The following is a 23674-nucleotide window of genomic DNA, read 5'->3' as shown; positions in this document are numbered from 1 at the left end:
AATTCGCTCTCGCAAATACAGGAGGCAACATTCAGCCATGCCCACAATGTCGGACTCGCGGCCAACCATAGGGGTTACCGGTGAAGACGGTCACATCGCGACGGCCTGGTGGTTTATTCGCTGGGCCTTGCGTCGCGCAGGCGCCAATGCCATTCGCCTTACCCCGGGGCGCGGGGTCATCCCCACCCACCTCGACGGCATTGTAATCAGTGGTGGCGACGACATAGACCAAAGCCTTTACCTGCCGGTTAACGACGAAAAAGCGCCCGTCAACCCAGCGAGAGACCGCTTTGAAGTGATGGCCCTGGAAAAATTGCTGCCGCGAAACTTGCCGGTGCTCGGTATTTGTCGAGGGGCACAATTATTGAATGTAGTGCTAGGCGGTTCGCTGCACCCCGAACTGAGCAGCCTGCGCAAATTAACCAGCAATAAACGTGTACTCTTGCCACGTAAAGTCCTTAAAGTAGAGCCCGCCAGCCAGCTACAGGAGATTCTCGGCACCGATGAATGCCATATCAACAGCCTGCACCACCAGGCAATCGATCGTTTGGGCGACGGCATGACGATCAGCGGACGCGACCTCGATGGTATCGTACAGGCGGTAGAAAATCCCGAGCACCCCTTTCGACTGGGTGTACAGTGGCACCCTGAATACCTGCCACAACTTTCACAACAGGGCGCGCTGTTCCGACGGCTGGTCAAGGTGGCGAGCGCATGACACCACTCGGCGACTACATACTGCTGTTTTTCGCCTCTTTCGGCGCGGCGACACTGCTGCCGTTTTACTCCGAAATTCTGCTGGTGAGCCAATTACAGGCGGGGCTGCCACCGCTGTGGTTATGGGCCTTTGCCAGTGCAGGGAACACCCTCGGTGCCGGAGTCAACTGGCTAATTGGGCTGAAATTAAGTCACTATGCCGACCGGCGCTGGTTTCCCGCCCGGCCCAAGGATCTGGAGCGGGCGCAGGGCTGGTTCGGTCGCTATGGGAAGTGGACGCTGTTGATGTCTTGGCTACCCCTCGGTGGCGATGCACTGACGGTGGTCGGCGGCATTATGCGCATTCCTCTACTGACCTTTTTCGTGCTCGTCGCACTCGGAAAGGGCGTACGCTACGCCATGCTCATACTCGGGTATAATGCACTATAATTTTAAAGGGCCCGGTAATGGCACTCACCGCAAGTATATTCAAAGCCGAAATCGACATCAGTGACCTGCGCCGTCACTACTATCAGTCCCATAAACTCACTCTGGCCCGGCATCCCTCTGAAACCGACGAAAGGATGATGCTGCGCCTGCTGGCCTTTGCCATGTTTGCGGATGAGGGACTGAGTTTCACCCGCGGCCTGAGCAACGACGACGAACCAGACCTTTGGCAACACGGTTTAAACGGCGACATCGAACTGTGGCTGGAGCTGGGTCAACCCAGTGACAAGCGTCTGCGCCGTGCCCGCTCTCTCAGCCGCCGCATCGTGGTTTTCAGCTACGGCGGTCGCTCGAGTCAGCAGTGGTGGCAGGAGAAATCGTCGGAGCTGAGCCGCGATCCCCGACTGAGCGTGGTCGATATTGACCCCACCGCGTCCCAGGCCCTCGCGGCAATGGCTCAACGGGGGATGCGTCTGCAATTCACCCTTGAAGACAGCAGCATTTGGGTCTCCAGCCCAGATGCCAATATTGAAATCACACCGACGGTATGGTGCGGCGATATCACTCCACCACCTCGGTAGCGCGTTCAGGAGGAGCTGAGCAATGATTCATATTCGCGGCCTCGACCATATCGTATTACGTACCCGCAAACTCGACGCCATGCTGGAATTCTACCAGCAGCACCTCAACCTCAGCCTGGAGCGCTGCGAAGCCGACGCCGGTTTATATCAGCTGCGGGCGGGCACCAGCTTGATTGATATTGTGCCGGTCGACAGCCCGCTGGGACGCGCCGGCGGCGATCCACCGGACCACCAGCGCCATAACGTCGATCACTTTTGCCTGCAAGTGGCCGGATTCGAGGGCGACGCCCTGCTCGCCTATTGTTCGGAGCACGGCATCGAGCACAGCTCTGTAGAACGCCGCTACGGTGCCGAGGGTTTTGGATTGTCCCTGTACATCACCGACCCTGAAGGCAATATCATTGAACTCAAGGGGCCAGCCGAACCCGGCACCCGACTGGATGTCCGGCTTTAACAACACATTATTGACGTTATCGTGTCACGAAATTAAAAATTTCATGACAAATTCATACAAAAACGCCCTTTGAAATATTTCCTTCATATCTTCGTAACATTAATCAGGGATACTGCCCACGCTCGCAAATATCGGCGCTCGGCGCTCGATGAACTTGCTTACCGTACCAGTTGCGTACACCTATCACGTACATATGGAATGTGGCCTGCATAGGCAGCCAAGGGGAAATATAGTGTTTAAACCAGCTTCGCTTTTTCAATCGGCATTAAAAATCAGCGCTCTACTCACTCTGACCAGCGCGGCATTGTTTGCCCAGGCCGACGAGCCCAAACTGTTGCTCGAAGAGGTGACGGTTATCGGTGCAGTGCGGGGCAGCGCGAACGTCGATGTCGCGGATATTGACGTAGCCGGCGACGACAGCCTGACAGAAATGCCTGTCGCCTACGAATAACACCAGATGCCCCACCCGCAAAAGTCTGACGGGTAAAATCACTGGGTAATATGTTGGAGCCGGAGACCTTCCGGCTCTGCACTCAGGGCGAAGGTCGGCGCCTGAGCTGTACCGCCGACAAGACATCCGCCTTCACCAGCGCGTTATTTATTGCCAGATAGGCGTCCTGCTCTCCCTGACTGATCCCCAGGGTAATATAGCCCGCATTAAAACTCCCCAAAGCACTGTCGTAGCTCTCCCAGACCTCACCCGTCCACGCCTGCACCCACATATGGGGCACAAAGACAAAACGCCGGCCGAGAAAACGTTCGTTGTTGTAGGCGACCCCCATTGCTATGCGGGTCGGAATGCCCACCGAGCGCGCCAGTGCTGCCAACAGCAATGCATGTTCGGTACAGTCACCTTCACCACTCCGGTAGGCCTCATCGGCCGTCGCATAGCCTGCGTAGGAGGCGACCTCATTCATATGCGCGGTGACATAGCGGGTAAGGCGGTTCATTGCCCCCCGACGGCTGATGTCACCGTCGGCAAGGCCGCTGACCAACTCCCTCGCCGTCGCTCTGGCTGCGTCGGGCAATGTCAGCCAATAGTTATTTTCGAGGGCCTGCTGCAATACCTTTGCGGCAGGCATGGGCTCTTCACCGCAGCGATCACAAACCGTCACCAGGTAGCCACTGCGCCCACCCTTCGCTGGCACCACGTGTTGGTCTGCGGTTTCGGGGGGTGGTGCACTGCTGTCCGGCCATTCCAGCTCGTAGCGGATTCGGCTATTCAAGGCACTGTCGCTGATCCTGTAAGGCGACCGTAGCAAGCGCTGGTAGACATGATTTACCGCCTCAATATTGCTGGTCGCACAGTGCTCGTCGCAGGCCAGAAGCCATAGTGACTGCCCCGCGGTTTCGCTGTGCTCGGCGAGAATGTCAAACCGGGCATCGAGATAAAGCTGACTGCGGCCTCCGTCATCCTCAACGCGCTCTACCTGCCATTCAATGCGCTGGAGCCATTTCGCTTCAACGGGTAGATCCGGCAACCGCGACACCAAGGATTCTGTCCACTCGCCAGCGGTTATCGGCGTCAGGCGATACTCGACTACACGAAAACGCTGCAGGCTGAAACTCCACTCGTCGAGAACCACAGCACCATCTCGCTCAGCCGCGGCCCGCCACGCACTTCTTCGTCCCTGGTGAAGTCGCCAGCGCGGCGGCAGCGGTTTAAACATAGCCTCACCGCGCTGCCCTCGCACTACAAGATTGTTGCCTTCCACCGTTGCCAGAAATTCGTGGTTGGCCGTGTCGGACCGCTGCACCTTGCGAATTTCCAAAGGCTCTCCCTCAGTCGACTCGATGGCGTATATCTCGCTCTCGCTGACCCTGGCGAGTTCGCCCGGCTGTTGATGCACGATATGCAGCCTTTCCCGCCGCATCCGCCGCGCGGGGTCAAGGCGAGCCTCCTCGATAAACCGATAGCCGATTTTTTGCTCCCCGAGGAACAGGGCATACCAGCGTTGCTCATCAACTACACTTTCGCGCAGGACTGAATTTTCATCGATCTTATCTGTCCTGCTCACTGCAGTGCTCGACCCACCCTCCCCTATCCAGGGAGTACAGGCTGCAACACCCAGGGAAAACACCACACAGACCAGCACCCGTTGCAGGGTGACGCCAGGCAAGGTAAAGGGCACAATATCCCCTCGTTCGGCACAATTTAGCGACATAGAATAACAGTTGGACGAAGTCCTTGCGCCGGGAAAAATCCTATCTACAGGCCATAGCGTAGAAGCGCATATATTCGCCGTTTATCTCTTCGGCAAAACTCGTGGAGAGCCTTATGCGCCAACGTTCAGGATTACTGCTCGCTTTGGCAATACTTACCGGTTGCGGCGCGGTGCCCACCTTCGATACCCACATCACCCGGGAACTTCCGCCCTGCCCCGAAGCGCCCCGCTGTGTTTCCAGTCAAAGCGCCGAGCCGGACAGCCATATTGCCCCCTTCGCCGTGCACAATGAATTCCAATGGCAGTATCTTCAGCAACTGCTCATCGACCTTCCCCGCACCAAGGTAATCGCTCAGGCGAAGCACTACCTTCACGTTGAACAGCGCAGCGCAATAATGGGCTACCGGGACGATGTTCAGTTGTTGTATCAGCCCTGCCTGCAACGGGTGGATATACGCAGCGCCGCACGCATCGGCTATTACGACTTTCAGGTCAATCGTCAGCGTATTGAAAATATCCGCCTGGCGTATTTGCGCCGCTTCGCCGCCACGCCAATACTTGAGCCAGCGCGATAATTCAGCGCTCGGACCACACGGCAAATTCATTGCCGCTGGGTTCGCAAAAGTGGAAGCGGCGACCGCCGGGGAATTCATAGACCTCACGCTTAATCGTCCCACCTGCGGCCTCGACCTTTGCCTGCGTAGCGCTCAGATCACTGCTGTAAAACACCAGTAATGCACCACCTTCTTCGACGCTGCCAGCAAGCTCTGCACGATAAAAGCCTCCTTCCAGCCCTTCATTGCCAAAGGCGGCATAATCCGGGCCATAGTCAACAAAATGCCAACCAAACACTGCCTCAAAAAACGCCTTGGTCGCTGCGATATCCCTGGCGGGGAACTCAACGTAATTCAGCTTTTCGTGTTTATGCACAATATGCTCCTCAGTTAACCCGCCCTGACTGGGGCAGTGTCGCCGACGCCCCGGCTATGCGAAAATGACCAAATGAAAAAATCCGACAAAAAGCGAGAACAGCTTATCGTATCGACGCTGCACGCGCTCTGCGAAAATGCCTTGGACAGCCATGCCCAATTTCGTTGGTTGACCCACCACGTTGACTATCGCCACTTTCCCGCCAGTCTCGAAGTGTATTTAATTTTCGATGACGAGCAGAGCGCGGCAATGGCGTCTGCAGACCTTCGTCAGCAGGTGCAAAATGCCTTGTCGGCGCAGTCGATAAATCTTCCCCTTTCCCGCGTCTATGCCATGGCTGAAGACGCCTATCGCGCCCGCTTTCGGGCACATTGAAATACGGTGTCACAGTATGGCTGATGAAATAGAGCGAAAATTTCTGGTCACGGGCGACGGCTGGCGACAGGGGCAGCCCCAGCGGCTTGTGCAGGGCTATCTGAATCGAGACCCGGAGCGGTGCGTGCGGGTTCGTATTGCCGATGACAGTGGCTTTCTCACAGTGAAGGGAAAAACCATCGGCATTCGCCGTGCCGAGTTTGAATACAGTATTCCGCTTGCTGACGCTGAACACCTGCTAACTCTGTGCGACGGCCCCATTATCGACAAGCAACGTTACCGAATTCCCGCAGGAGAACTATGCTGGGAGGTCGATGAATTTACCGGTGCAAATGCGGGGCTGGTGGTGGCGGAAATTGAACTCAGCAGCGAGCATCAATCATTCCTCCGCCCCGAATGGCTGGGCACGGAGGTCAGCAACGATGCCCGCTATTACAATTCCAATTTGAGCAAGCACCCCTTTTCAGAGTGGCAAGCCGAACAGGACTAAACTGAATATTATTCTGTCACAGCACGTCTACAAGTACCGAGCTGTTTATTTTGACCGATTTTGGCGGCGTAAACTTCGGGCCTGACAGCTGCTCGATTTGTCCACCCCGGGAAAGAAACTCGGCGACCTGACGCGAGATTTCCGCGCGAAGGCCCTGTTGGTATGACTGCGAATGTGAGGCGACCTGTCTCGTATAGCGGTTCATACAGAAATTCCTTAACTCTGAAATCAGCAATATTTTTGACCCAACCACGGCAAACAATGGATGGGAAAATGGTGCCGAGGGCCTCCTGCCACATCGGCAACAGGAATGCTACGCAGCACTGATGACAGAATAAGGATAGATTTATGACAATGCTGAGGCGGTCAAATCATTGACCGCCTGTTCGTGTCAGCCCAAAGGCGGCATGGCCTCTGCCATCTCCCGCAGGTGGTTTTTGGCCACTTTCTCCAGCGTCGCACGGGGAAAGTCGTCGACAAAATACACCGCCCGGGGCACCTTGAAGTCTGCCAGATTCGCCTTGCAATGAGTGATGATCGTGTCGGCGAAAGCCGCATCGTCCTCTGGAGCGCCCCAACCTTTTATCACAAAAGCCACCGGCACCATGTCCAACATATCGTGGGAGCGGGCAACAACAGCCACCTCACCGATGCCACCACCGGGCACCTGCATGCACACTTCCTCTACCTGTCGCGCCGAAACATTTTCACCACCGACCTTCAACGCATCTTTATCACGGTCACTGAAGTAGAAGTTCCCCTCCTCGCCCACATGCACCATATCACCCGTTTTAAACCAGCCATTGGGGGTAAAGGATTTCGCCATCGCCTCGGGATTTTTGTAGTACTCCAGGAACAGGTTTACGCCCCGTACACCGTGTACCCACAGCTCACCGATTTCCCCCTGCCGACAAGGTTCTCCGGTTTCGGGGTTGACCACCGCCAGATGGTAGCCCGGTGTCGGTTTGCCAATGCTGCCCTGTGGCCAGTCGTGGATAAAATCGCTGCGCGTGGCATGGGTTACCGTTTCCGTCATACCCCAGCTGGCAAAGGGCTGCGCTTTCAACCAACCGGCAATTTCCTTCCAAATGATCCCCATAGGCATCACTTTCAGACTGTGCTGCTCGGGCACCGCCTCCATGGCAATGGCCTTGAATACAAAGGGGATCATCGAGCTATGGGTGACCTGATGCTTTTCCACTACTTTCCAGAAGCGGCTGGCGGAGAATTTGGGCTGCAGTACAGCCGTCCCCCCGACACCCAGCGCCCCCCAGAACGCCCAACTCTGGCAGTTAACATGGAAAAAGGGCAGAAAGCCGAGGTATACGCTGTCGCCATCCATACCCATGCTGCTGGCACCGGAGGTACCCGACCAAAGGGCATTGGCATGGGTGTGCACCACGGCCTTGGGCAGCGACGTCGTGCCAGAGGTAAACATGATACCCGCAGGCAACATAGGCTCAGCGGGCCGCTCGGGAACGCTGCTGGCATCGCCATAGAGACTGTCAAAGTCATCAACATCACCGGCAACCGGGGTATCCGGCAATTCACCGGAATTGTCCTTGGTCACTACAATCCAGCCAGCGCCCTTGGCATGTTGACGAATTTGGTCGACAAACCTGGGCTGGGTGATCACCCCCACCGCCTCAGTGTGGCTGGCAAAGTATTCAATTTCGCCGCCAACGCAGCGGGTATTGGTGGTTACGCCCACCGCACCCAGCTTGGCGCAGGCGTACCAGGCCAGCACCATTTCCGGACAATTCTCCGCATGGATCATCACCTTGTCGTGTTTGCGCACACCTTTGGCGTAAAGTCCGGCGGCAATACGGCTGGTCTGCTCGTCAAACTCCTCATAGGTCCAGCGCAGGTCTTCACCATTGTGGGGTTCCCAGATCATAAACGGATGGTCTGGCCTGACCCGCGCCCAGTGACGCAGGCGCTGCGGAATGTCCTGATCGGCATAGTCAAATTGCGCGGCAGCGCTGGCAATATCCAAATCCACAGCCATTTTCCCTTCTCCTTATTTGCTGTTTAAGGGCGACCCAAGTGCAGACCCTGATCTTACCCAGCCACCCGCGCTACCTCATTGACAATTCCACTCACCGACACCGGCAATGAGTGCAAAGGTCAACGCCCCACCGCTTGACTCGACTTCATCCAAGCCGGACACAAACTGCAGGGCATTCTCTGATAAAATGGCGGCTTTTATCGCACAGAGCCGACAACCATGAACCACAGCAGTACCTTGAGCCCCACCTTGCAACTGTCCATCGACCTGATGGCGCGACGTTCGGTTACCCCGGAGGACGACGGTTGCCAGGCGCTGATGATGTCGCGGCTGAGTGCCATCGGCTTCGAGTGCACACCTCTGCGCTTTGGTGAGGTCGATAATTTCTGGGCCGTACGGGGTGACAGCGGTCCCCTGCTCTGCTTCGCCGGCCACACCGATGTGGTCCCCACCGGCCCGGAAGACCAATGGCAGACCCCACCTTTCACGCCGGAAATTTCAGATGGCATGCTTCGCGGCCGGGGCGCGGCAGATATGAAGGGCAGCCTCGCAGCGATGGTCACCGCCTGTGAGCGCTTTGTCGCCGACAATCCCGGCCACAATGGTCGCATCGCTTTTTTGATTACCAGCGACGAAGAAGGTCCGGCCAAAAACGGCACAGTAAAAGTGGTGGAATGGCTCGAAGAGCGCGGCGAAAAAATAGACTGGTGTCTTGTCGGCGAACCCTCTTCCACCGAACAGGTGGGCGACATTATCAAAAACGGCCGCCGCGGATCGCTGGGCGCGGTACTCACCGTACGCGGTGTACAGGGTCACGTGGCCTATCCCCACCTGGCGAAAAACCCGATCCATCTGGCGGCGCCGGCACTGGCAGCCCTGGCGGCGGAACAGTGGGATAACGGCAACGATTTTTTCCCCGCCACCTCATTTCAGATTTCCAATATCAACGGCGGCACCGGCGCCACCAACGTTATTCCCGGAGAATTGGACGTTGTCTTCAATTTTCGCTTTTCCACCGAATTGACCGCCGACATTCTCCAGCAACGCACCCGTGATATTCTCGACACTTACAAGCTCGACTACAGCATCGACTGGAACCTTAGCGGCCAGCCCTTCCTCACCGCCGAAGGTCCGCTGGTAGAAGCGGTACAGGATGCCGTGCGCACCGTTACCGGCCGGGAAACAGAGCTATCCACCGCAGGGGGCACCTCCGATGGGCGATTTATCGCACCAACCGGTGCACAGGTGGTTGAGCTGGGGCCCGTCAACGCGACGATACATAAAGTTGATGAGTGTGTGCGCGCCGCGGACCTGGACACGCTGAGTGATATCTACGAAAAAATGTTACAGCGACTGTTCAGCTGAGCCTAGCCCTTGGGAAAGGCCTTCAGCGGGTAAACATCGAAGCGCACCGCCTTGCCCTGCACCGCAAATTGCGGTCGGGGACCAGAGAGCGCGGCTGATCGGGGCGCGCGCTTCACCACTACCCGGTGCTTCGCACAATCCAGCGCTTCCTGCAATAACACCCCATCGTCTTCATCACGTCCCACCAAACTGTGGAACAAGCGCATTTCCTTTTTAACCTGGGCGGATTTGCCCGAGTCAGGGAACATTGGGTCCAGATAGATAACATCAGGCCGGTCGGCTTCAGGAATCGCCCGCAGGTAGGCACTGGCTGGCCCCGGCACCAGTCGCATCCGCGCCACAAACTCGGCGACCTCGGCTTGCTGCAAGCCCCGCCGCAGTCCGTCCGCCAGCATTTCCGCCACCACCGGCTCGCGCTCACACAGGGTCACCTCGGCGCCGTAGCTCGCCAACAGTAAGCTGTCCCGCCCCAGACCCGCGGTGGTATCCACAATGCGCAGCCCGGTACGCCGACCGCCAACCGCCTTCAGCAACAGCTCTTTGCCCCGATGACGGCGACGATGCTGCTCGGCAAAATCGACACAGACCGGGTGCTCTCGCTGACTCGGCGCGAGGCCCAGATAAAGGGTGCCATCACGATAGAACACGTATTGCTGACCGGGTTGCTCAGTGAAATCCTCTACTGTTCGCAGACCAAGACGCTGGGCCAAGGCCTCAGACAACGGTCCGTTGACGACAACCAGGGGGTCGGAAGGCTGGGCAGACAAGGTCAAGGTCGTGGTCACTATACGGCGGAGGGTTTAGCGAATTGTACCCCCGACCGCTACAATCACCAAACACAAGGGCGGTAACAGGTGCTACGATCTGGTCCCGCTACCCCCTTATTGTCAACAGCAGGACACCTATGCATCAAACTGGCAACCGCGACCCACTGCACGGCCAAACACTGGAGGCCATTCTCAAACAACTCGTCGACACCTATGGCTGGGAGGAGTTGGGCCGCCGCATCCGCATCAAATGTTTTACCTCAGACCCGAGCATTTCCTCCAGCCTGAAATTCCTGCGCAAAACGCCCTGGGCGAGACAAAAGGTCGAAGCCCTGTTTATTCGCTCCCTCGACTGCAAGAGCAACACGCCTCCCCGCACTTGAGACAAAAGTTGCGGTCATAGAGGCGAGTACAGAGCTGCCTCTTAACTATTGCGGTAGAGGAATTACCTGCCAGCACTTTCAAGTCGGCACGCATGTGCTAGTGTAGATATCAGGTTCGTTCGCGTTTACCAAAAGGAGTCTTTCATGAATTCGCAGGTGTCGTGGGTATCCGAGCTGGAGAGCAACGGCAAGCGTTATCGCTATTACGCTTTGGACAAATTGGCAGACGAGCGGGTCAAGCGTCTCCCCAAGTCGCTCAAAATCCTGCTGGAAAATCAGCTACGCCACTACGACGGACAAAACGTTGATGACGGCGTGATCCAGGCCCTGCTCGACTGGACCGACACCGCCACCGGCGGCCAGGACCTGAATTTCTCCCCCGCACGAGTACTTATGCAGGACTTTACCGGCGTCCCGGCAATTGTTGATTTGGCGGCCATGCGCGACGCCGTTGCCAGGCAAGGTGGCGATGTATCGCTCATCAACCCGCAAATCCCGGTAGACCTCGTCATTGACCATTCGGTGACCGTTGATCAGTTTGGCTCGGCACTGGCCTTCAAGGAAAACGTCGCCAAGGAGATGGAGCGCAATGTCGAGCGCTATCGCTTTTTAAAATGGGGACAATCAGCCTTTAGCAATTTTAATGTCGTGCCACCTGGCACCGGCATATGCCATCAAGTCAACCTGGAATACCTCGCCAAGGTCGTCTGGTGCCGCGAAGACGGTGATGGCCTGCTCGCCTACCCCGACACCGTACTGGGCACCGACAGTCACACCCCTATGGTTAACGGCCTGGGCGTGCTTGGCTGGGGCGTAGGTGGCATTGAAGCCGAGGCTGCCCTGCTTGGCCAACCCTACTCAATGATGCTGCCGGACGTGGTCGGATTTGAACTCAAGGGCGGTTTGAAAGAGGGAGTGACCGCAACCGACCTGGTGCTGACGGTCGTGCAGATTCTTCGTCGCGAGGGTGTAGTCGGCAAATTTGTCGAGTTTTTTGGCGACGGCCTCGCCGAACTCAGTGTCGCCGACCGCGCCACCATCGCCAATATGGCCCCGGAGTACGGCGCAACCTGTGGTTTCTTCCCGGTTGATGATGCCACCCTCGCCTATATGAAACTGTCGGGGCGGGACGCCGACACCATTGCGCTGACCAAGGCATACTGCCAGCAACAGGGACTGTGGCGAGAGCCCGGTGACCAACCTGTATTCAGCCATCAGGTCAGCCTTGCCCTCGACACCGTCGAGCCCAGCTTGGCAGGCCCCAGCCGCCCCCAAGACCGGGTTGCCCTGGGCGACCTCGGTAAGGTCATGCGCGAGTACCTGGCGGAAAAGGGTAAGACCGTCGATGACTACGCCGGCATTCCGGATATGGGCGAGCGCCTGCACCACGGCGATGTGGTCATCGCCGCCATCACCAGTTGCACGAACACCTCCAACCCCGATGTAATGATCGCCGCCGGACTGGTGGCGCGGAAAGCGAGAGCCAGGGGGCTGCGGGTTAAGCCCTGGGTAAAAACCTCCCTTGCCCCCGGTTCCAAGGTTGTCAGCCAGTACTTGAGCGACAGCGGCCTGCAGGAAGACCTGGACTCCCTCGGCTTTGACATTGTCGGCTTCGGCTGCACCACCTGTATCGGCAACTCCGGCCCATTGCCGGAACCGGTATCCAAGGCCATTGATGACAACGATATGGTGGCATCCGCCCTGCTGTCCGGCAATCGTAATTTCGATGGACGCATACACCCTCAGGTCAAAACCAGCTGGCTGGCATCTCCCCCGCTGGTTGTGGCCTATGCTTTGGCTGGCACCACCATTATCGACCTGCAAAACGACCCCATCGCCGAGGATAACAAGGGCAACAAGGTTTACTTGAAGGATCTGTGGCCCAGTAATAGTGAAATCCACGAGATTCGTAAAATTGTCAGCGGCACCATGTATCGTGAGGCCTATCAGGGCCTGCTCAATGGCACGGAGGAATGGCAAAAGCTCGAAACCGTCAGTGGCGACACCTACAATTGGCAGGAAGACAGCACCTACATACGCTGCCCCGGATTTTTCGATCAACCCGGCGACCGGGGTGAGGAGATGCCGCCGTTACGCGGTGGCCGCATACTCGGCCTGTTTGGCGACAGTATTACCACCGACCATATCTCCCCGGCGGGAAAAATCGCCAGCGAGAGCCCGGCCGGACATTACCTGCAAAGCCTTGGCGTCGCACCGGCAGAATTCAACTCCTACGGATCGCGGCGAGGCAACCACGAAGTCATGCTTCGCGGCACCTTCGCCAATACCCGCCTGAACAACCGTTTGGTTGACAAGGAAGGCGGCTACACCCGCGGCCCCAACGGCAAGGATGTCCTCAGCATCTACCACGCCGCCATGAAATATCAGGAGGCAGAAACGCCTTTGGTTGTGATTGCCGGCAAGCAGTACGGTACAGGTTCAAGTCGCGACTGGGCCGCCAAGGGCACCCTGCTGTTGGGTGTCAAAGCGGTCATCGCCGAGAGTTTCGAGCGTATTCACAGATCCAATCTGATCGGCATGGGCGTACTCCCCGTCGAGTTCGACAAAGAGGTCAATATCGATATGCTTGACCTGGACGGCAGCGAACAAGTCGATGTAATTCCCTGCGACCCCGGGCTGGCACCCAGGCAACTTCTGCGACTGATATTTTCCCGCCCGGACGGAAGTCGTCACGAAGTCCTCGGGCGCAGCCGAATCGATACCCAGCAGGAAATATTATACTTCCGTTACGGCGGTATTCTGCAGTATGTTCTGTCACAACTGCAGCAGTGACTATTCAGCGCGACAGCCAAGGACAAGACCTCATTGAGGGAAACCTGTCCGTCCTTTTCACACAGGGGAAATAACAACCTATGAAAGTGCATTTAGAACTGGAAATCGAGCCGGAAGAACTGCGCCGCCTGATTGGCCTGCCAGACATGCAAATGATATGGGGCGCAGTGCAAGATCGCATCAGCGATGGCGACACTGAAATGGTTCAGCAAATCGCGAAAACCGCCATGTCTGAAGGGATGAAAACCGTGGATATCACCACTCGCCTGCTGAAAACCCTCAGCGGCATTGCCAGCCGTCGTGAAGATAGCAACGAAAGCACTGACCAAAAGGAACCCAAAAAAGCCGCCCCCCGACGGCGCAGTAGCAGCAGTACCAGCAAAAGCAAAGAGTAAGCCCCTATAAACCCCAGGTTTTGAGACGACACTATGAGTAATTCTTCACGGGGCGGTGAAAACCTCACTGCCTCAGGCAAGCGGCTGCGAGTTCGCAACGCGACGGTTGCCGACATTCCCGGCATCGCCAATCTGTCCCGCCGGGTGTACAACGGCACCGGCATCGACCCCTATTCAGCGGCGGAATTACGCGGCCAACTGAATAATTTCCCCGAGGGTAAATTCGTCGTCACCCTCGACGACGACGTGGTCGGCTACTGCGCGACCTTTCGTATCAGCGGCAATGTCTGCCTGAAACCCCATACCTGGGAGTCGATAACCGCCAACGGCTACGGCAGCCGCCACGACCCCAATGGCGAATGGCTGTACGGCATGGAGGTCTGTGTTGATAAAACGGTGCGCGGCTATCGAATTGGCCAGCGACTGTACAACGCACGGAAGAAACTCTGTGAAAATCTCAAACTCAAGGGCATCGTCTTTGTCGGACGACTGCCCGGTCTGGCCCGCCGTATGCGTAAATTCGGCACCGCCCAGGCCTACCTGGACGCTGTTATCAACAAGCAGACCAATGATCCGGTGCTGTCTTTTCAGATTCGCAATGGCTTTGAGTCGCTGGGACTGGTTGAAAACTACCTGTCCACCGACCGCGATTCCATGGGCTACGGCGCCCATTTGGTGTGGCATAACCCGAAAATACAACGGGATGAAGACGGCGCCCAGGTAAAACGCTATGGCGGTCGCCAGCCCGATTCCATCCGCGTCGGCACCGTGCAATATATGCAGCGCAAGGTCAGCTCATTTAATGAGTTTATGTCCTTTGTCGAATACTTTGTCGACGTCGTCGCCGACTATAAAGCCGACTTTGTCGTATTCCCCGAATTGATTACGCTGCAGCTGCTGTCGATCGAGGATCAGGAGCTCACGCCGATCCAGTCGATTGAGGCCCTGACCAAATACACCCCGCGCTTCCGCGAAGCCATGCAAGACCTGGCGGTGCGCTACAACATCAATATTATTGGCGGTTCCCACCCGACCCGGGTGCCCAATGGCCGCGTCGAAAATATTTCCTACGTTTTCCACCGCGACGGCCGTATCGACGAGCAGCCAAAAATTCATCCGACACCCAATGAAGTCTACTGGTGGAATATAGAAGGCGGCAACGAACTCCACGCCATCGACACCGACTGCGGACCCATTGGCGTACTGGTGTGCTACGACTCGGAATTCCCCGAGCTGTCCAGACACCTCGTCAACCAGGGCGCGCAGATTCTGTTTGTCCCCTTCTGTACCGACGAGCGACAGAGCTACCTGCGGGTGCGCTATTGCTGTCAGGCCCGGGCGGTGGAAAACCAGATTTACGTGGTGATGTCCGGCAACGTTGGCAACCTGCCCAATGTCGCGAATATGGATATCCAGTACGCACAGAGCTGCATTCTGACCCCCTGCGACTTCCCCTTTGCCCGAGATGGCATCGCCGCTGACACGACCCCCAACGTGGAAACCGTCGCGATCGCCGACCTCAGACCAGAGGCCCTGCACATGGCCAGGAACAGCGGCACAGTGCAGAACCTGCGCGACCGCCGCCACGACCTCTATCAGATGAAATGGCGGGGCAAATAAGCGATGCCGCCCAGGGTCTGGACCCTGGGCGGCATCTTTCCATTCAAAGCCAAACTATTCAGTGCTGACTTAGGGGCTATGGTCTCTCGATCACAGGCGCTAAGGACAGCTAACCCCGGTACCCCCCAGACCACAGTAACCACCGGGGTTCTTGGCGAGGTACTGCTGATGATAGGGCTCGGCATAATAGAACGCCCCTGCAAGCGCAATTTCGGTAGTGATCGGCCCCTTACCCGCTACCGCCAGCGCCTGCTGATAGGCCTCGGCGCTTGCACTGACCTGCGCCAACTGGCCTTCGTCACTCACGTAAACCCCCGAGCGATACTGGGTGCCTACATCGTTGCCCTGCCTCATCCCCTGGGTCGGGTCATGACTTTCCCAGAAGCACCGAAGAATTGACTCAAGCTGCACTTCCGCAGGTCGATACACCACCAGCACCACTTCATTGTGACCGGTCATCCCCGAGCACACTTCCTCATAAAGAGGATTGGGGGTATGTCCCCCGCTGTACCCCACCGCCGTGCTATAAACCCCTTCCATTTGCCAGAATTTGCGCTCGGCGCCCCAGAAACACCCCATGCCAACAACGATCTGCGCGGTGTCTTCGGGAAAGGGTCCTACCAGTGGACTACCAAGCACCTCGTGACGCTCCGGCACCACCATGGCTTCCGATCGGCCAGGCAATGCGTCCTCGGCAGAAGGGATGACAGCGGGTTTGCTATAGCGGCTAAAAATACTCATAACGGCAGGGCCTCCGGGCGGGTACAAAACACACCCTACTATGCCCCGAGATCACCGTCCAAAGCCAGCCCCCGTCGCCGTTTCAGCTTTTGTCAAAAAACCCTAATAGAGCCAAGGGCTTCGCTGCAAACAGGGACGGTAAATTTTGTGGGTTTTTTTATTGCTATTTGACGACAAAAACGTTTAAATCGCCGCTTCTTTCACCCCTGCGGAGGATTTATGCTAGATGAAAAGCTTAGATCATATGCCTTCATTGGAGGCTGGTGCTGCCACCACTAATCCGATCACCTCGTCTGACGAGAACCTCGACCATTTCATCATGCGTGATGGCGTTGCATACGCTGGCACTCATCTGATCATCGACCTGTGGGGAGCGTCCCATCTCGATGAAATCCCCCGAATGGAAAAAGCCTTTTTGGATTGCGTGAAAGAGTGCGGTGCAACCCTGCTCCACATTCACATGCATCATTTCACCCCCAACGGTGGAATCTCCGGCGTTGCCGTGCTGGCCGAGTCACACATCAGTGTGCACACCTGGCCCGAGCGCGACTACGCAGCCTTTGATGTCTTCATGTGTGGCGACGCCAAGCCCGAACTGGCTGTTGACATACTGAAGAAGGCCTTCAACCCCTCGCGGGTTGAAGTCGGCGAAAACCTGCGGGGGAGAATGGACGATGTCTGAGTGGTTCGACGAAACCCTCCACAGCGGCTATCACCAGGGCTTTCGCGTTAAGGAAGTCCTGTTTGAGAGCAAAACCGACCATCAGCACCTGGTGATTTTCGAATCCCAAGACTTTGGTCGGGTGATGGCCCTTGATGGTGTTATCCAGACCACCGAGCGCGACGAATTCATTTACCACGAAATGCTCGCCCATGTGCCTTTGTTTGCCCACGGCAACGCCAAGGATGTGCTGATCATCGGCGGCGGCGATGGCGGCTTGCTGCGGGAAGTACTGCGTCACAATGAGGTCGAGCGCGCCGTTCAGGTTGAAATTGACCAGGCGGTGATCGACATGTGCGTCAAGTACCTGCCGAACCACTCCGCTGGTGCCTACGATAACGAACGTGCCGAAATTGTGATTGGTGACGGCATCGACTACGTTCGCAATTGCGACCGCCAGTTCGATGTTATTTTGTCAGACAGCACCGACCCTATCGGCCCTGGCGAGGTGCTGTTTACCTCTCCGTTCTACGAGGGCATCAAGCGCTGCCTGAAGCCCGGCGGCGTGTTTGCGGCCCAGAATGGTGTCGCCTTTATGCAACCGGACGAAGTCACCACCACCCACAAGCGCCTGTCACCTTTGTTCGAGGACTGCCGCTTCTACAACGCCGCGGTCCCCACCTACGTCGGTGGCGTGATGACCTTTGCCTGGGCCAGCAACCAGCCAGACCTGGCGCAGCACAGCGTTGACACCATTGCCCGTCGCTATGCCGACAGCGGTATCAGCACCCGCTATTACAACCCCGGCATGCATACCGGCGCCTTTGCCCTTCCCCAGTATATTCTCGACAGCCTCGCCTGAGGCTGGCCGAGTTACCCTCCTTGGCGGCATTTTGCGCCGCCTTGCTATCGCTCACACGGCCATTGCGGCACAATGGGCGATAAATAATGTCGCATAAGGCACGACACGTTTCGTATTCACCCTCTCGTCCCGGCAAGTTGTCACGGAATAGAGGAACAATACATTTCACCATCTGCGAACAGACCACGAGTGGCTTACTATGAAATTTCGTTTTCCCGTTGTCGTCATTGACGAAGACTTCCGCTCGGAAAATATTTCCGGCTCAGGCATCCGCGACCTCGCCGACGCCATCGGCAAGGAAGGCATGGAGGTCGTCGGCTTTACCAGCTACGGCGACCTGACCGCCTTCGCGCAACAAGCCAGCCGTGCATCCTGCTTTATATTATCCATTGACGACGAAGAATTCGGCGACGGCAGCGACGACGCGGTCAATCAGGCACTGGAGTCCATCGGCGAATTCCTTGAGGCCGTACGCCACCGCAACACCGATATTCCGGTGTTCCTGTACGGTGAAACCCGCACTTCGCGCCACATCCCCAATGAGATTCTGCGGGAGCTGCACGGGTTTATTCACATGTTTGAGGACACCCCTGAATTTGTCGCCCGGCACATTATTCGCGAGGCCAACAAATACCTCGACTCACTGGCTCCGCCCTTCTTCAAGGCGCTGATGAATTACGCCAGCGACAGCTCCTACAGCTGGCACTGTCCCGGTCACAGTGGCGGTGTAGCCTTTCTGAAAAACCCCGTAGGCCAGATGTTCCATCAGTTTTTTGGTGAAAACCTGCTGCGCGCGGATGTGTGTAACGCCGTGGAAGAACTGGGTCAGCTGCTGGATCACACCGGACCGGTCAGCGCCAGCGAGCACAATGCCGCGCGGATTTTTGGCTGCGACCACCTGTTTTTCGTCACCAACGGCACCTCAACCTCCAACAAGGTTGTTTGGCACTCGGTCGTCGCCCCCGGCGACATCGTGGTGGTAGACCGTAACTGCCACAAATCGATTCTGCACAGCATTATCATGACCGGTGCGATTCCGGTGTTCCTGACACCAACCCGCAACCACTACGGCATCATCGGCCCGATTCCCAAAAGCGAGTTTTCCCCTGAGGCGATTCGCAAGAAAATCGAGGATCACCCCTTTGCCCGTCATGCGGAAGACAAGAAGCCCCGCATCCTGACGATTACCCAAAGCACCTACGACGGCATTGTGTACAACGTGGAAGAAATCAAATCGATTCTGAACTCCACCATTGACACCCTGCATTTCGACGAAGCCTGGCTTCCCCACGCCGCCTTTCACCCGTTCTACGAGAATATGCACGCCATCAGCGCCGACCGGCCCCGGGCAGACGACACCCTGGTATTTGCCACCCAATCTACCCACAAACTGCTGGCCGGCCTGTCTCAGGCGTCACAGATCCTGGTGCAGGACAGCAAAAACCGCAAGCTGGACACCCACCGCTTTAACGAATCCTATCTGATGCACTCCTCCACCAGCCCCCAGTATGCGATTATCGCCTCCTGTGACGTCGCCGCAGCGATGATGGAGCCCCCCGGCGGCAAAGCGCTGGTCGAAGAGTCACTGGCCGAAGCGATCGACTTTCGCCGCGCCATGCGCAAGGTCGACGCCGACCACGGCGATGACTGGTGGTTCAAGGTCTGGGGCCCCGAAACCCTCGCAGAAGAAGGCATGGGCGACCGGGATGACTGGGTTATTCACTCCGAAGACAGCTGGCACGGCTTTGGCAAGATCGAGTCGGGCTTTAACATGCTCGACCCGATCAAAGCGACCATCATCACCCCGGGGCTGGATGTCGACGGCAATTTCGACGAGTTCGGTATTCCCGCGTCTATCGTCAGCAAATACCTGGCAGAACACGGCATCATTATTGAGAAAACCGGCCTTTATTCGTTCTTTATCATGTTTACCATCGGTATCACCAAGGGCCGCTGGAACTCCATGGTGACCGAGCTGCAACAGTTCAAGGACGACTACGACAACAATCTGCCCCTGTGGCGGGTGATGCCCGAGTTCGCCAAAAAACACCCCAAATACGACAAAGTCGGCCTGCGCGACCTGTGTAATGATATTCACAGCGTATACAAGGAATACGATCTCGCGCGTATCACGACGACCATGTACCTGTCTGACATTGAAGCCGCGATGATCCCCGCCGATGCCTGGTCAAAAATGGCCCATCGCAAGATCGAAAGGGTGCCCATTGACGAGCTTGAAGGGCGCACCACAGCGATGCTGGTTACCCCCTACCCCCCCGGTATTCCACTATTGATCCCAGGGGAAAAATTCAATGGCACCATCGTGCGCTATCTGCAATTTGTACGGGACTTTAACTCGCGCTTCCCCGGTTTTGAAACCGACTGCCACGGTCTGGTCAGAGAGAAGAGCAACGGTGTAGACGAGTATTTCGTCGACGCGGTTATCGATGACTAGCGCCCTTGACCGGGCTGTCGCGAATACGGCGACAGCCCGGCCTCCCTCCCGCTAAAACCGCATAGGTATAAACACGTATTTACTGTTTGTAGCCCCTCCAGGTCATCTCACTATGTCACGGTTTTATGTGACCGGACTCCGCAAAAGCAGAATATGCGATAACAAATCAAATCCAAATTCATTATAACGGCATCGTGGGAAGCAAGATCTCAGCGCATGTCGAAAGTGCAGTAAGCCTGTTATCGTCGCTGCCCCCGAAATTCGTCGAGTATTACGACCTGCTTTCATCTGTTTTCGAGGCAATGGACATGTCACTCTCCGTCCCAAATATAGGCAAATTAATTCAAGTTGTTGCGATCACGGCGGTCGCCAGCGCCGGTATGGCGCAAACGCAGACAACAACACTCACTGCCATTGTCGGCCCGGTCATTGACTCACTCAGCAGTGGCGGCGGCGAGACCCACGAACTGTCACCAGCGTCCGCCATCACCGCCCCGCTGGGCACCTCACTGGCACCGCTGACAGAGGCCCTCGACGCTGCCCTCGACCCCATTACCGACCCCATCGACGACCAACTCGTCGCGCCGGTGCTGGATACCGCCGCACCGTTAAGCGAGCCCCTGCTCGACGCGATTGAGCCGGTGACCGACCCCGTTGATGGCATTACCCGCGAGCTGACCGGTGGCAGTCTGGAAGATGCCTTAACCAATATCGACGACAACACCGCGGATGGCGACGGCCTGGTCAATGACTTGCTGGGTGGCAATAACACCCCCGGCGCCGGCACCGAAGCCGGTGAAGCTTCACCGGTGCCGGTGGTCAGCCAACCCGCCGGCCAGTCACTGACGCCGCTGGTGGATATGGCCGACACCGCCCTCGACCCGCTGACCGACGCTATCGACGCCGAACTCGGAGAACCCCTTCTCGACGCCATCAGCCCGGTAACAACCCCCTTGCTCGCAGCAGTAGAACCGGTCACCGACCCTGTTGACGGCCTGCTCGCCGAAATTACCGGCGGCAGCATTGAAGATGCACTGACCAACATTGACGACAACACCGCCGACGGCAACGGCATCGTCAATGACACCCTGGGAGGATTGGGGGGCGATAATGGAGACGGCGGCGACAGTGACAACGACAGTAATCACAGTGGCCTGCTCGCCCTTCTCGACCATGAGGGTTTACGCGACGACCAGTGCCCCGACACTGATGGCGACGGCGTGTGCGACCGCCATGACCGGTGCCCGAACACTCCCGAGGGTAAGGCAGTCTTGAACAATGGCTGCCACCTGGACGACATTAGCCCATTGCGCCTCGACGGCGTCTTGTTTGAATTCGACAAGGCAACGTTAACCCCTGAGTCGATCCACACCCTCGACGCCGCAGTGGTGGTTTTACAGCAATCCTATGCCAAACTTATTGAAATCGCCGGCCATACCGATAGCATGGGCACCGACGATTACAATATGAATCTATCACAGCGCCGTGCCGAAGCTGTTCGAGGGTATTTCATCACTCGAGGCATTGCTGAGGAGCGTTTGCGGGCCAGAGGTTACGGAGAAAGCCAGCCCGTGGACACCAATGACACCGATGCAGGTCGTGCCATGAATCGGCGTGTAGAGCTTCATATTGTCCAATAACGACAGACATCGATCATAGAAATTTTTATACATTAGCAGGGGAAAAATATGGCAATTGATCTGCCACCGGTAATGCCACCAAAGAGTGCCAGCGCCGCAGAGATCCAATCCATTCGCGCCAGTCGCGCCATTGAAACGCAAATTAACGGTGTTGCCGTTAAAGTCTATGGCAATCAATACCTCAGCGACGCTGAATTGCGCGAGGTACTTACCGCCTCGAAAACACCCGCAGAGGCGGTGGTCAACCTCGCCAAACGCTATTACACCGACGGCCACCTGTTGGTACAGGTGAACTACGCGCGCATGGTCGACGCCGTTGCGATTCTGGTCAGCCAGAAAACCCTCAAGCAGGTCGCCGGCGATCCGGACATCACCCCCTACTTCAGCGGCATCGAAAACGACAGCGACCTGAAAATCGACGAATTCCACACCGCACATGTACTCGCTGATCTACGTGCCGAGCGCGCAGGCGACACCTACTCCATCAGTTATGAAGATCAGGGCGCTGACGCCGTGAATATGATCTTCACTCGCAGTGACGCCACCGATCACGACGGTACAGACCTGATTCTCGAGGCCAACAACAAGGGCAGTCGTTTTCTCGGCCGCTATTTCGGTCTGGCGGGCGTCAAGCACCAGTTCGACAACGGCACCCAGGCACAACTTGCCTATCAAACGGCCTTCACTGAACTGGGCGAGTCCCGGGATGGCACAGAGCTGAACCAATACACCTTCAACATCGACCACCCTTTTACCAGCGGCCTGTATGGTTTTGACATTACTTACACGGATTACCAGCGCGAACCTCGGGTAGACAGCTCCACACCCGCTACCTGTATCGACCTTCCGCTCCCCCTGCCACTACCCCCGTTGTGCACCCCGGCACAAACCACCTCACAAACCGTAGAGCTGGAAGCCGAGATCCTTCAGGCCAGCCTCCGTGGTGAGCAAGTGCTGTACAGCAGCCCGTGGAAGCGCATCACCCTCAATGAGCGTATCGAATACGTTGACTCTACCCTGGAGCGCAACGATACCGGCGAAGTCATTCTTGACGAGAATTACTATGTGGGTGAACTCGGCGGCAAATATATCCAGACCTGGTATCAGTCTGAGGAGCGCGACGCGGCGCGCCTGACCGCCGAGCTGAAACTGCGAGCGGGCTTTGGCGATGGCGGCACCCTCGACGACTACGACAATTATCTGAGCCAGTTCAGTGACCCGGCCCTGGCCCCCGATGTGGTTGCCCAGGCCCGCAATGCGGAATTTTTTGCCCTGTTACCCAGCGTAACCTATCAACAGCGCATCACGCCGGAATTCACGGCGACCGCCAAGGTGCGCGGCCAGTTCGCCGACGAGCAACTTCCCCAGCAACAACAGTTTGTACTCGGCGGCATGGATGGGCTCAGCGCCTACCTCCCCGGCGCACTACTGGGCGACCTGGGCTACCTGGCGACCTTGAGCATTGAAACCGGCTTCGACGGCGCAGGTCTGCGCTTCAGCCCAACGGCATTTTTGGAATACGGCAGTGCCTGGTTCAATAACACCCGCTCCGACCTCGGCGATGCCCAAAGCGTGGCCGACGCCGGACTGAAACTGAGCGTCACCCACGGCAAAAACTTCCTCAGTGAAATCGCCACGGCGCTACCGGTATACGACGATGTTGCCGATCCCCAGCAACTGGAAAACCTTGAAGTTAAATTTTACTGGCGAGTCCGCCTGACCTTCTAGTGACTGACCGCCAGTGACTGCCAGCGCCGTCGAATGCCGCTGTACAGCGGCAATCCGGTGGCTGGTGGCAAAAGGAATGATTCACGGCGTGTACAGACCTTAACCCTGGCGCTCAGGC

The 23674-nt window shown here is 57.1% G+C and carries 24 protein-coding genes; 18 read left to right on the top strand and 6 right to left on the bottom strand.

The annotated features are described in order from the left end of the window. Positions 1–37: 37 nt before the first annotated feature. The 5 genes from HCU74_RS09130 (at position 38) to HCU74_RS09110 (ending at position 2629) form a co-directional block, all read left to right on the top strand. Complete coding sequence (locus tag HCU74_RS09130) at positions 38–718, top strand: gamma-glutamyl-gamma-aminobutyrate hydrolase family protein (protein WP_210425219.1); 681 nt, start codon at positions 38–40, stop codon at positions 716–718. Beyond that, a complete protein-coding gene (locus tag HCU74_RS09125) occupies positions 715–1146 on the top strand; it encodes a YqaA family protein (RefSeq protein WP_168450134.1) in 432 nt (143 codons plus the stop codon). The genes HCU74_RS09130 and HCU74_RS09125 overlap by 4 nt, the downstream gene beginning before the upstream one ends. 17 nt (positions 1147–1163) lie before the next feature. After that, positions 1164–1724, top strand: coding sequence for a YaeQ family protein (locus HCU74_RS09120; protein WP_168450133.1), 561 nt, complete (start codon positions 1164–1166; stop codon positions 1722–1724). 22 nt (positions 1725–1746) lie between these two features. After that, the gene (locus HCU74_RS09115; protein WP_168450132.1) at positions 1747–2178 is read left to right on the top strand and encodes a VOC family protein; all 432 of its coding nucleotides are present in this window, start codon (positions 1747–1749) and stop codon (positions 2176–2178) included. A 232-nt stretch (positions 2179–2410) separates the two neighbouring features. After that, positions 2411–2629: a hypothetical protein gene (locus tag HCU74_RS09110; protein ID WP_168450131.1), complete on the top strand. Its 219-nt coding sequence runs from the start codon at positions 2411–2413 to the stop codon at positions 2627–2629. 82 nt (positions 2630–2711) lie between these two features. Here HCU74_RS09110 and HCU74_RS20325 read toward each other — a convergent pair whose 3' ends face one another. After that, complete coding sequence (locus tag HCU74_RS20325; RefSeq protein WP_210425218.1) at positions 2712–4310, bottom strand: transglutaminase-like domain-containing protein; 1599 nt, start codon at positions 4308–4310, stop codon at positions 2712–2714. A 146-nt stretch (positions 4311–4456) separates the two neighbouring features. On the opposite strand from HCU74_RS20325, the gene HCU74_RS09100 reads away from it, so the two are divergent. Beyond that, a complete protein-coding gene (locus HCU74_RS09100; RefSeq protein WP_168450130.1) occupies positions 4457–4918 on the top strand; it encodes a DUF1499 domain-containing protein in 462 nt (153 codons plus the stop codon). Position 4919: 1 nt separating this feature from the next. On the opposite strand, the gene HCU74_RS09095 is transcribed toward HCU74_RS09100, so the two are convergent. Then, entirely contained in the window at positions 4920–5273 is a 354-nt protein-coding gene (locus HCU74_RS09095; protein WP_168450129.1) for a VOC family protein, read from the bottom strand. Positions 5274–5345: 72 nt separating this feature from the next. On the opposite strand from HCU74_RS09095, the gene HCU74_RS09090 reads away from it, so the two are divergent. Further along, entirely contained in the window at positions 5346–5648 is a 303-nt protein-coding gene (locus tag HCU74_RS09090) for a hypothetical protein (RefSeq protein WP_168450128.1), read from the top strand. A 16-nt stretch (positions 5649–5664) separates the two neighbouring features. After that, a complete protein-coding gene (locus HCU74_RS09085; RefSeq protein ID WP_168450127.1) occupies positions 5665–6138 on the top strand; it encodes a CYTH domain-containing protein in 474 nt (157 codons plus the stop codon). Between the two features lie 16 nt (positions 6139–6154). On the opposite strand, the gene HCU74_RS20425 is transcribed toward HCU74_RS09085, so the two are convergent. Then, positions 6155–6343, bottom strand: a complete 189-nt coding sequence (locus HCU74_RS20425) for a hypothetical protein (RefSeq protein WP_428480339.1) — start codon at positions 6341–6343, stop codon at positions 6155–6157. A 186-nt stretch (positions 6344–6529) separates the two neighbouring features. Beyond that, entirely contained in the window at positions 6530–8146 is a 1617-nt protein-coding gene (locus HCU74_RS09080; RefSeq protein WP_168450126.1) for a class I adenylate-forming enzyme family protein, read from the bottom strand. 237 nt (positions 8147–8383) lie between these two features. Here HCU74_RS09080 and dapE point away from each other — a divergent pair, with 237 nt between their 5' ends. Next, on the top strand, positions 8384–9511 hold the full coding sequence (gene dapE / locus HCU74_RS09075) for a succinyl-diaminopimelate desuccinylase (RefSeq protein WP_168450500.1): 1128 nt from the start codon (positions 8384–8386) through the stop codon (positions 9509–9511). Positions 9512–9513: 2 nt separating this feature from the next. Here dapE and HCU74_RS09070 read toward each other — a convergent pair whose 3' ends face one another. Further along, complete coding sequence (locus HCU74_RS09070; protein WP_168450125.1) at positions 9514–10296, bottom strand: class I SAM-dependent methyltransferase; 783 nt, start codon at positions 10294–10296, stop codon at positions 9514–9516. A 119-nt stretch (positions 10297–10415) separates the two neighbouring features. Here HCU74_RS09070 and HCU74_RS09065 point away from each other — a divergent pair, with 119 nt between their 5' ends. The 4 genes from HCU74_RS09065 to HCU74_RS09050 all read left to right on the top strand — a co-directional run bounded on the left by HCU74_RS09065 (position 10416) and on the right by HCU74_RS09050 (position 15469). After that, positions 10416–10661: a VF530 family protein gene (locus tag HCU74_RS09065; protein WP_168450124.1), complete on the top strand. Its 246-nt coding sequence runs from the start codon at positions 10416–10418 to the stop codon at positions 10659–10661. A gap of 144 nt (positions 10662–10805) precedes the next feature. Continuing rightward, positions 10806–13454 carry an aconitate hydratase AcnA gene (acnA, locus tag HCU74_RS09060; protein ID WP_168450123.1) on the top strand — a complete coding sequence of 883 codons (2649 nt, stop codon included), beginning with the start codon at positions 10806–10808 and terminating at the stop codon, positions 13452–13454. A gap of 80 nt (positions 13455–13534) precedes the next feature. Then, the gene (locus HCU74_RS09055; protein ID WP_168450122.1) at positions 13535–13849 is read left to right on the top strand and encodes a hypothetical protein; all 315 of its coding nucleotides are present in this window, start codon (positions 13535–13537) and stop codon (positions 13847–13849) included. 33 nt (positions 13850–13882) lie between these two features. Further along, the gene (locus HCU74_RS09050) at positions 13883–15469 is read left to right on the top strand and encodes a bifunctional GNAT family N-acetyltransferase/carbon-nitrogen hydrolase family protein (RefSeq protein WP_168450121.1); all 1587 of its coding nucleotides are present in this window, start codon (positions 13883–13885) and stop codon (positions 15467–15469) included. 99 nt (positions 15470–15568) lie between these two features. Here HCU74_RS09050 and msrA read toward each other — a convergent pair whose 3' ends face one another. Next, positions 15569–16210 carry a peptide-methionine (S)-S-oxide reductase MsrA gene (msrA, locus tag HCU74_RS09045; RefSeq protein ID WP_168450120.1) on the bottom strand — a complete coding sequence of 214 codons (642 nt, stop codon included), beginning with the start codon at positions 16208–16210 and terminating at the stop codon, positions 15569–15571. A 226-nt stretch (positions 16211–16436) separates the two neighbouring features. Here msrA and speD point away from each other — a divergent pair, with 226 nt between their 5' ends. The 5 genes from speD to HCU74_RS09020 all read left to right on the top strand — a co-directional run bounded on the left by speD (position 16437) and on the right by HCU74_RS09020 (position 23556). Beyond that, a complete protein-coding gene (gene speD / locus HCU74_RS09040; RefSeq protein WP_168450119.1) occupies positions 16437–16892 on the top strand; it encodes an adenosylmethionine decarboxylase in 456 nt (151 codons plus the stop codon). After that, positions 16885–17733, top strand: a complete 849-nt coding sequence (gene speE, locus HCU74_RS09035; RefSeq protein WP_168450118.1) for a polyamine aminopropyltransferase — start codon at positions 16885–16887, stop codon at positions 17731–17733. The genes speD and speE overlap by 8 nt, the downstream gene beginning before the upstream one ends. A gap of 199 nt (positions 17734–17932) precedes the next feature. Further along, positions 17933–20188: an arginine/lysine/ornithine decarboxylase gene (locus tag HCU74_RS09030; protein ID WP_168450117.1), complete on the top strand. Its 2256-nt coding sequence runs from the start codon at positions 17933–17935 to the stop codon at positions 20186–20188. A gap of 308 nt (positions 20189–20496) precedes the next feature. Further along, a complete protein-coding gene (locus HCU74_RS09025; protein ID WP_168450116.1) occupies positions 20497–21828 on the top strand; it encodes an OmpA family protein in 1332 nt (443 codons plus the stop codon). A gap of 48 nt (positions 21829–21876) precedes the next feature. After that, the gene (locus HCU74_RS09020; RefSeq protein ID WP_168450115.1) at positions 21877–23556 is read left to right on the top strand and encodes a ShlB/FhaC/HecB family protein; all 1680 of its coding nucleotides are present in this window, start codon (positions 21877–21879) and stop codon (positions 23554–23556) included. Positions 23557–23674 lie beyond the last annotated feature (118 nt).

Origin of the sequence: Spongiibacter thalassae (assembly GCF_012272835.1) — a bacterium.
GTDB classification, from domain to species: Bacteria; Pseudomonadota; Gammaproteobacteria; order Pseudomonadales; family Spongiibacteraceae; genus Spongiibacter; species Spongiibacter thalassae.
The sequence above is the reverse complement of the archived record's forward strand: the minus strand, read 5'-3'. Positions and strand labels throughout refer to the sequence as shown.

Coding starts and splice junctions, on each gene's coding strand:
- HCU74_RS09120 (WP_168450133.1), top strand. CDS start 1,164: ATGGCACTCACCGCAAGTATATTCAAAGCCGAAATCGACATCAGTGAC.
- HCU74_RS09055 (WP_168450122.1), top strand. CDS start 13,535: ATGAAAGTGCATTTAGAACTGGAAATCGAGCCGGAAGAACTGCGCCGC.
- acnA (WP_168450123.1), top strand. CDS start 10,806: ATGAATTCGCAGGTGTCGTGGGTATCCGAGCTGGAGAGCAACGGCAAG.
- speE (WP_168450118.1), top strand. CDS start 16,885: ATGTCTGAGTGGTTCGACGAAACCCTCCACAGCGGCTATCACCAGGGC.
- HCU74_RS09130 (WP_210425219.1), top strand. CDS start 38: ATGCCCACAATGTCGGACTCGCGGCCAACCATAGGGGTTACCGGTGAA.
- HCU74_RS09050 (WP_168450121.1), top strand. CDS start 13,883: ATGAGTAATTCTTCACGGGGCGGTGAAAACCTCACTGCCTCAGGCAAG.
- HCU74_RS09115 (WP_168450132.1), top strand. CDS start 1,747: ATGATTCATATTCGCGGCCTCGACCATATCGTATTACGTACCCGCAAA.
- HCU74_RS09125 (WP_168450134.1), top strand. CDS start 715: ATGACACCACTCGGCGACTACATACTGCTGTTTTTCGCCTCTTTCGGC.
- HCU74_RS09080 (WP_168450126.1), bottom strand. CDS start 8,146: ATGGCTGTGGATTTGGATATTGCCAGCGCTGCCGCGCAATTTGACTAT.
- HCU74_RS09065 (WP_168450124.1), top strand. CDS start 10,416: ATGCATCAAACTGGCAACCGCGACCCACTGCACGGCCAAACACTGGAG.
- HCU74_RS09030 (WP_168450117.1), top strand. CDS start 17,933: ATGAAATTTCGTTTTCCCGTTGTCGTCATTGACGAAGACTTCCGCTCG.
- HCU74_RS20425 (WP_428480339.1), bottom strand. CDS start 6,343: ATGAACCGCTATACGAGACAGGTCGCCTCACATTCGCAGTCATACCAA.
- HCU74_RS09025 (WP_168450116.1), top strand. CDS start 20,497: ATGTCACTCTCCGTCCCAAATATAGGCAAATTAATTCAAGTTGTTGCG.
- speD (WP_168450119.1), top strand. CDS start 16,437: ATGAAAAGCTTAGATCATATGCCTTCATTGGAGGCTGGTGCTGCCACC.
- msrA (WP_168450120.1), bottom strand. CDS start 16,210: ATGAGTATTTTTAGCCGCTATAGCAAACCCGCTGTCATCCCTTCTGCC.
- HCU74_RS09100 (WP_168450130.1), top strand. CDS start 4,457: ATGCGCCAACGTTCAGGATTACTGCTCGCTTTGGCAATACTTACCGGT.
- HCU74_RS09090 (WP_168450128.1), top strand. CDS start 5,346: ATGAAAAAATCCGACAAAAAGCGAGAACAGCTTATCGTATCGACGCTG.
- HCU74_RS09085 (WP_168450127.1), top strand. CDS start 5,665: ATGGCTGATGAAATAGAGCGAAAATTTCTGGTCACGGGCGACGGCTGG.
- HCU74_RS09020 (WP_168450115.1), top strand. CDS start 21,877: ATGGCAATTGATCTGCCACCGGTAATGCCACCAAAGAGTGCCAGCGCC.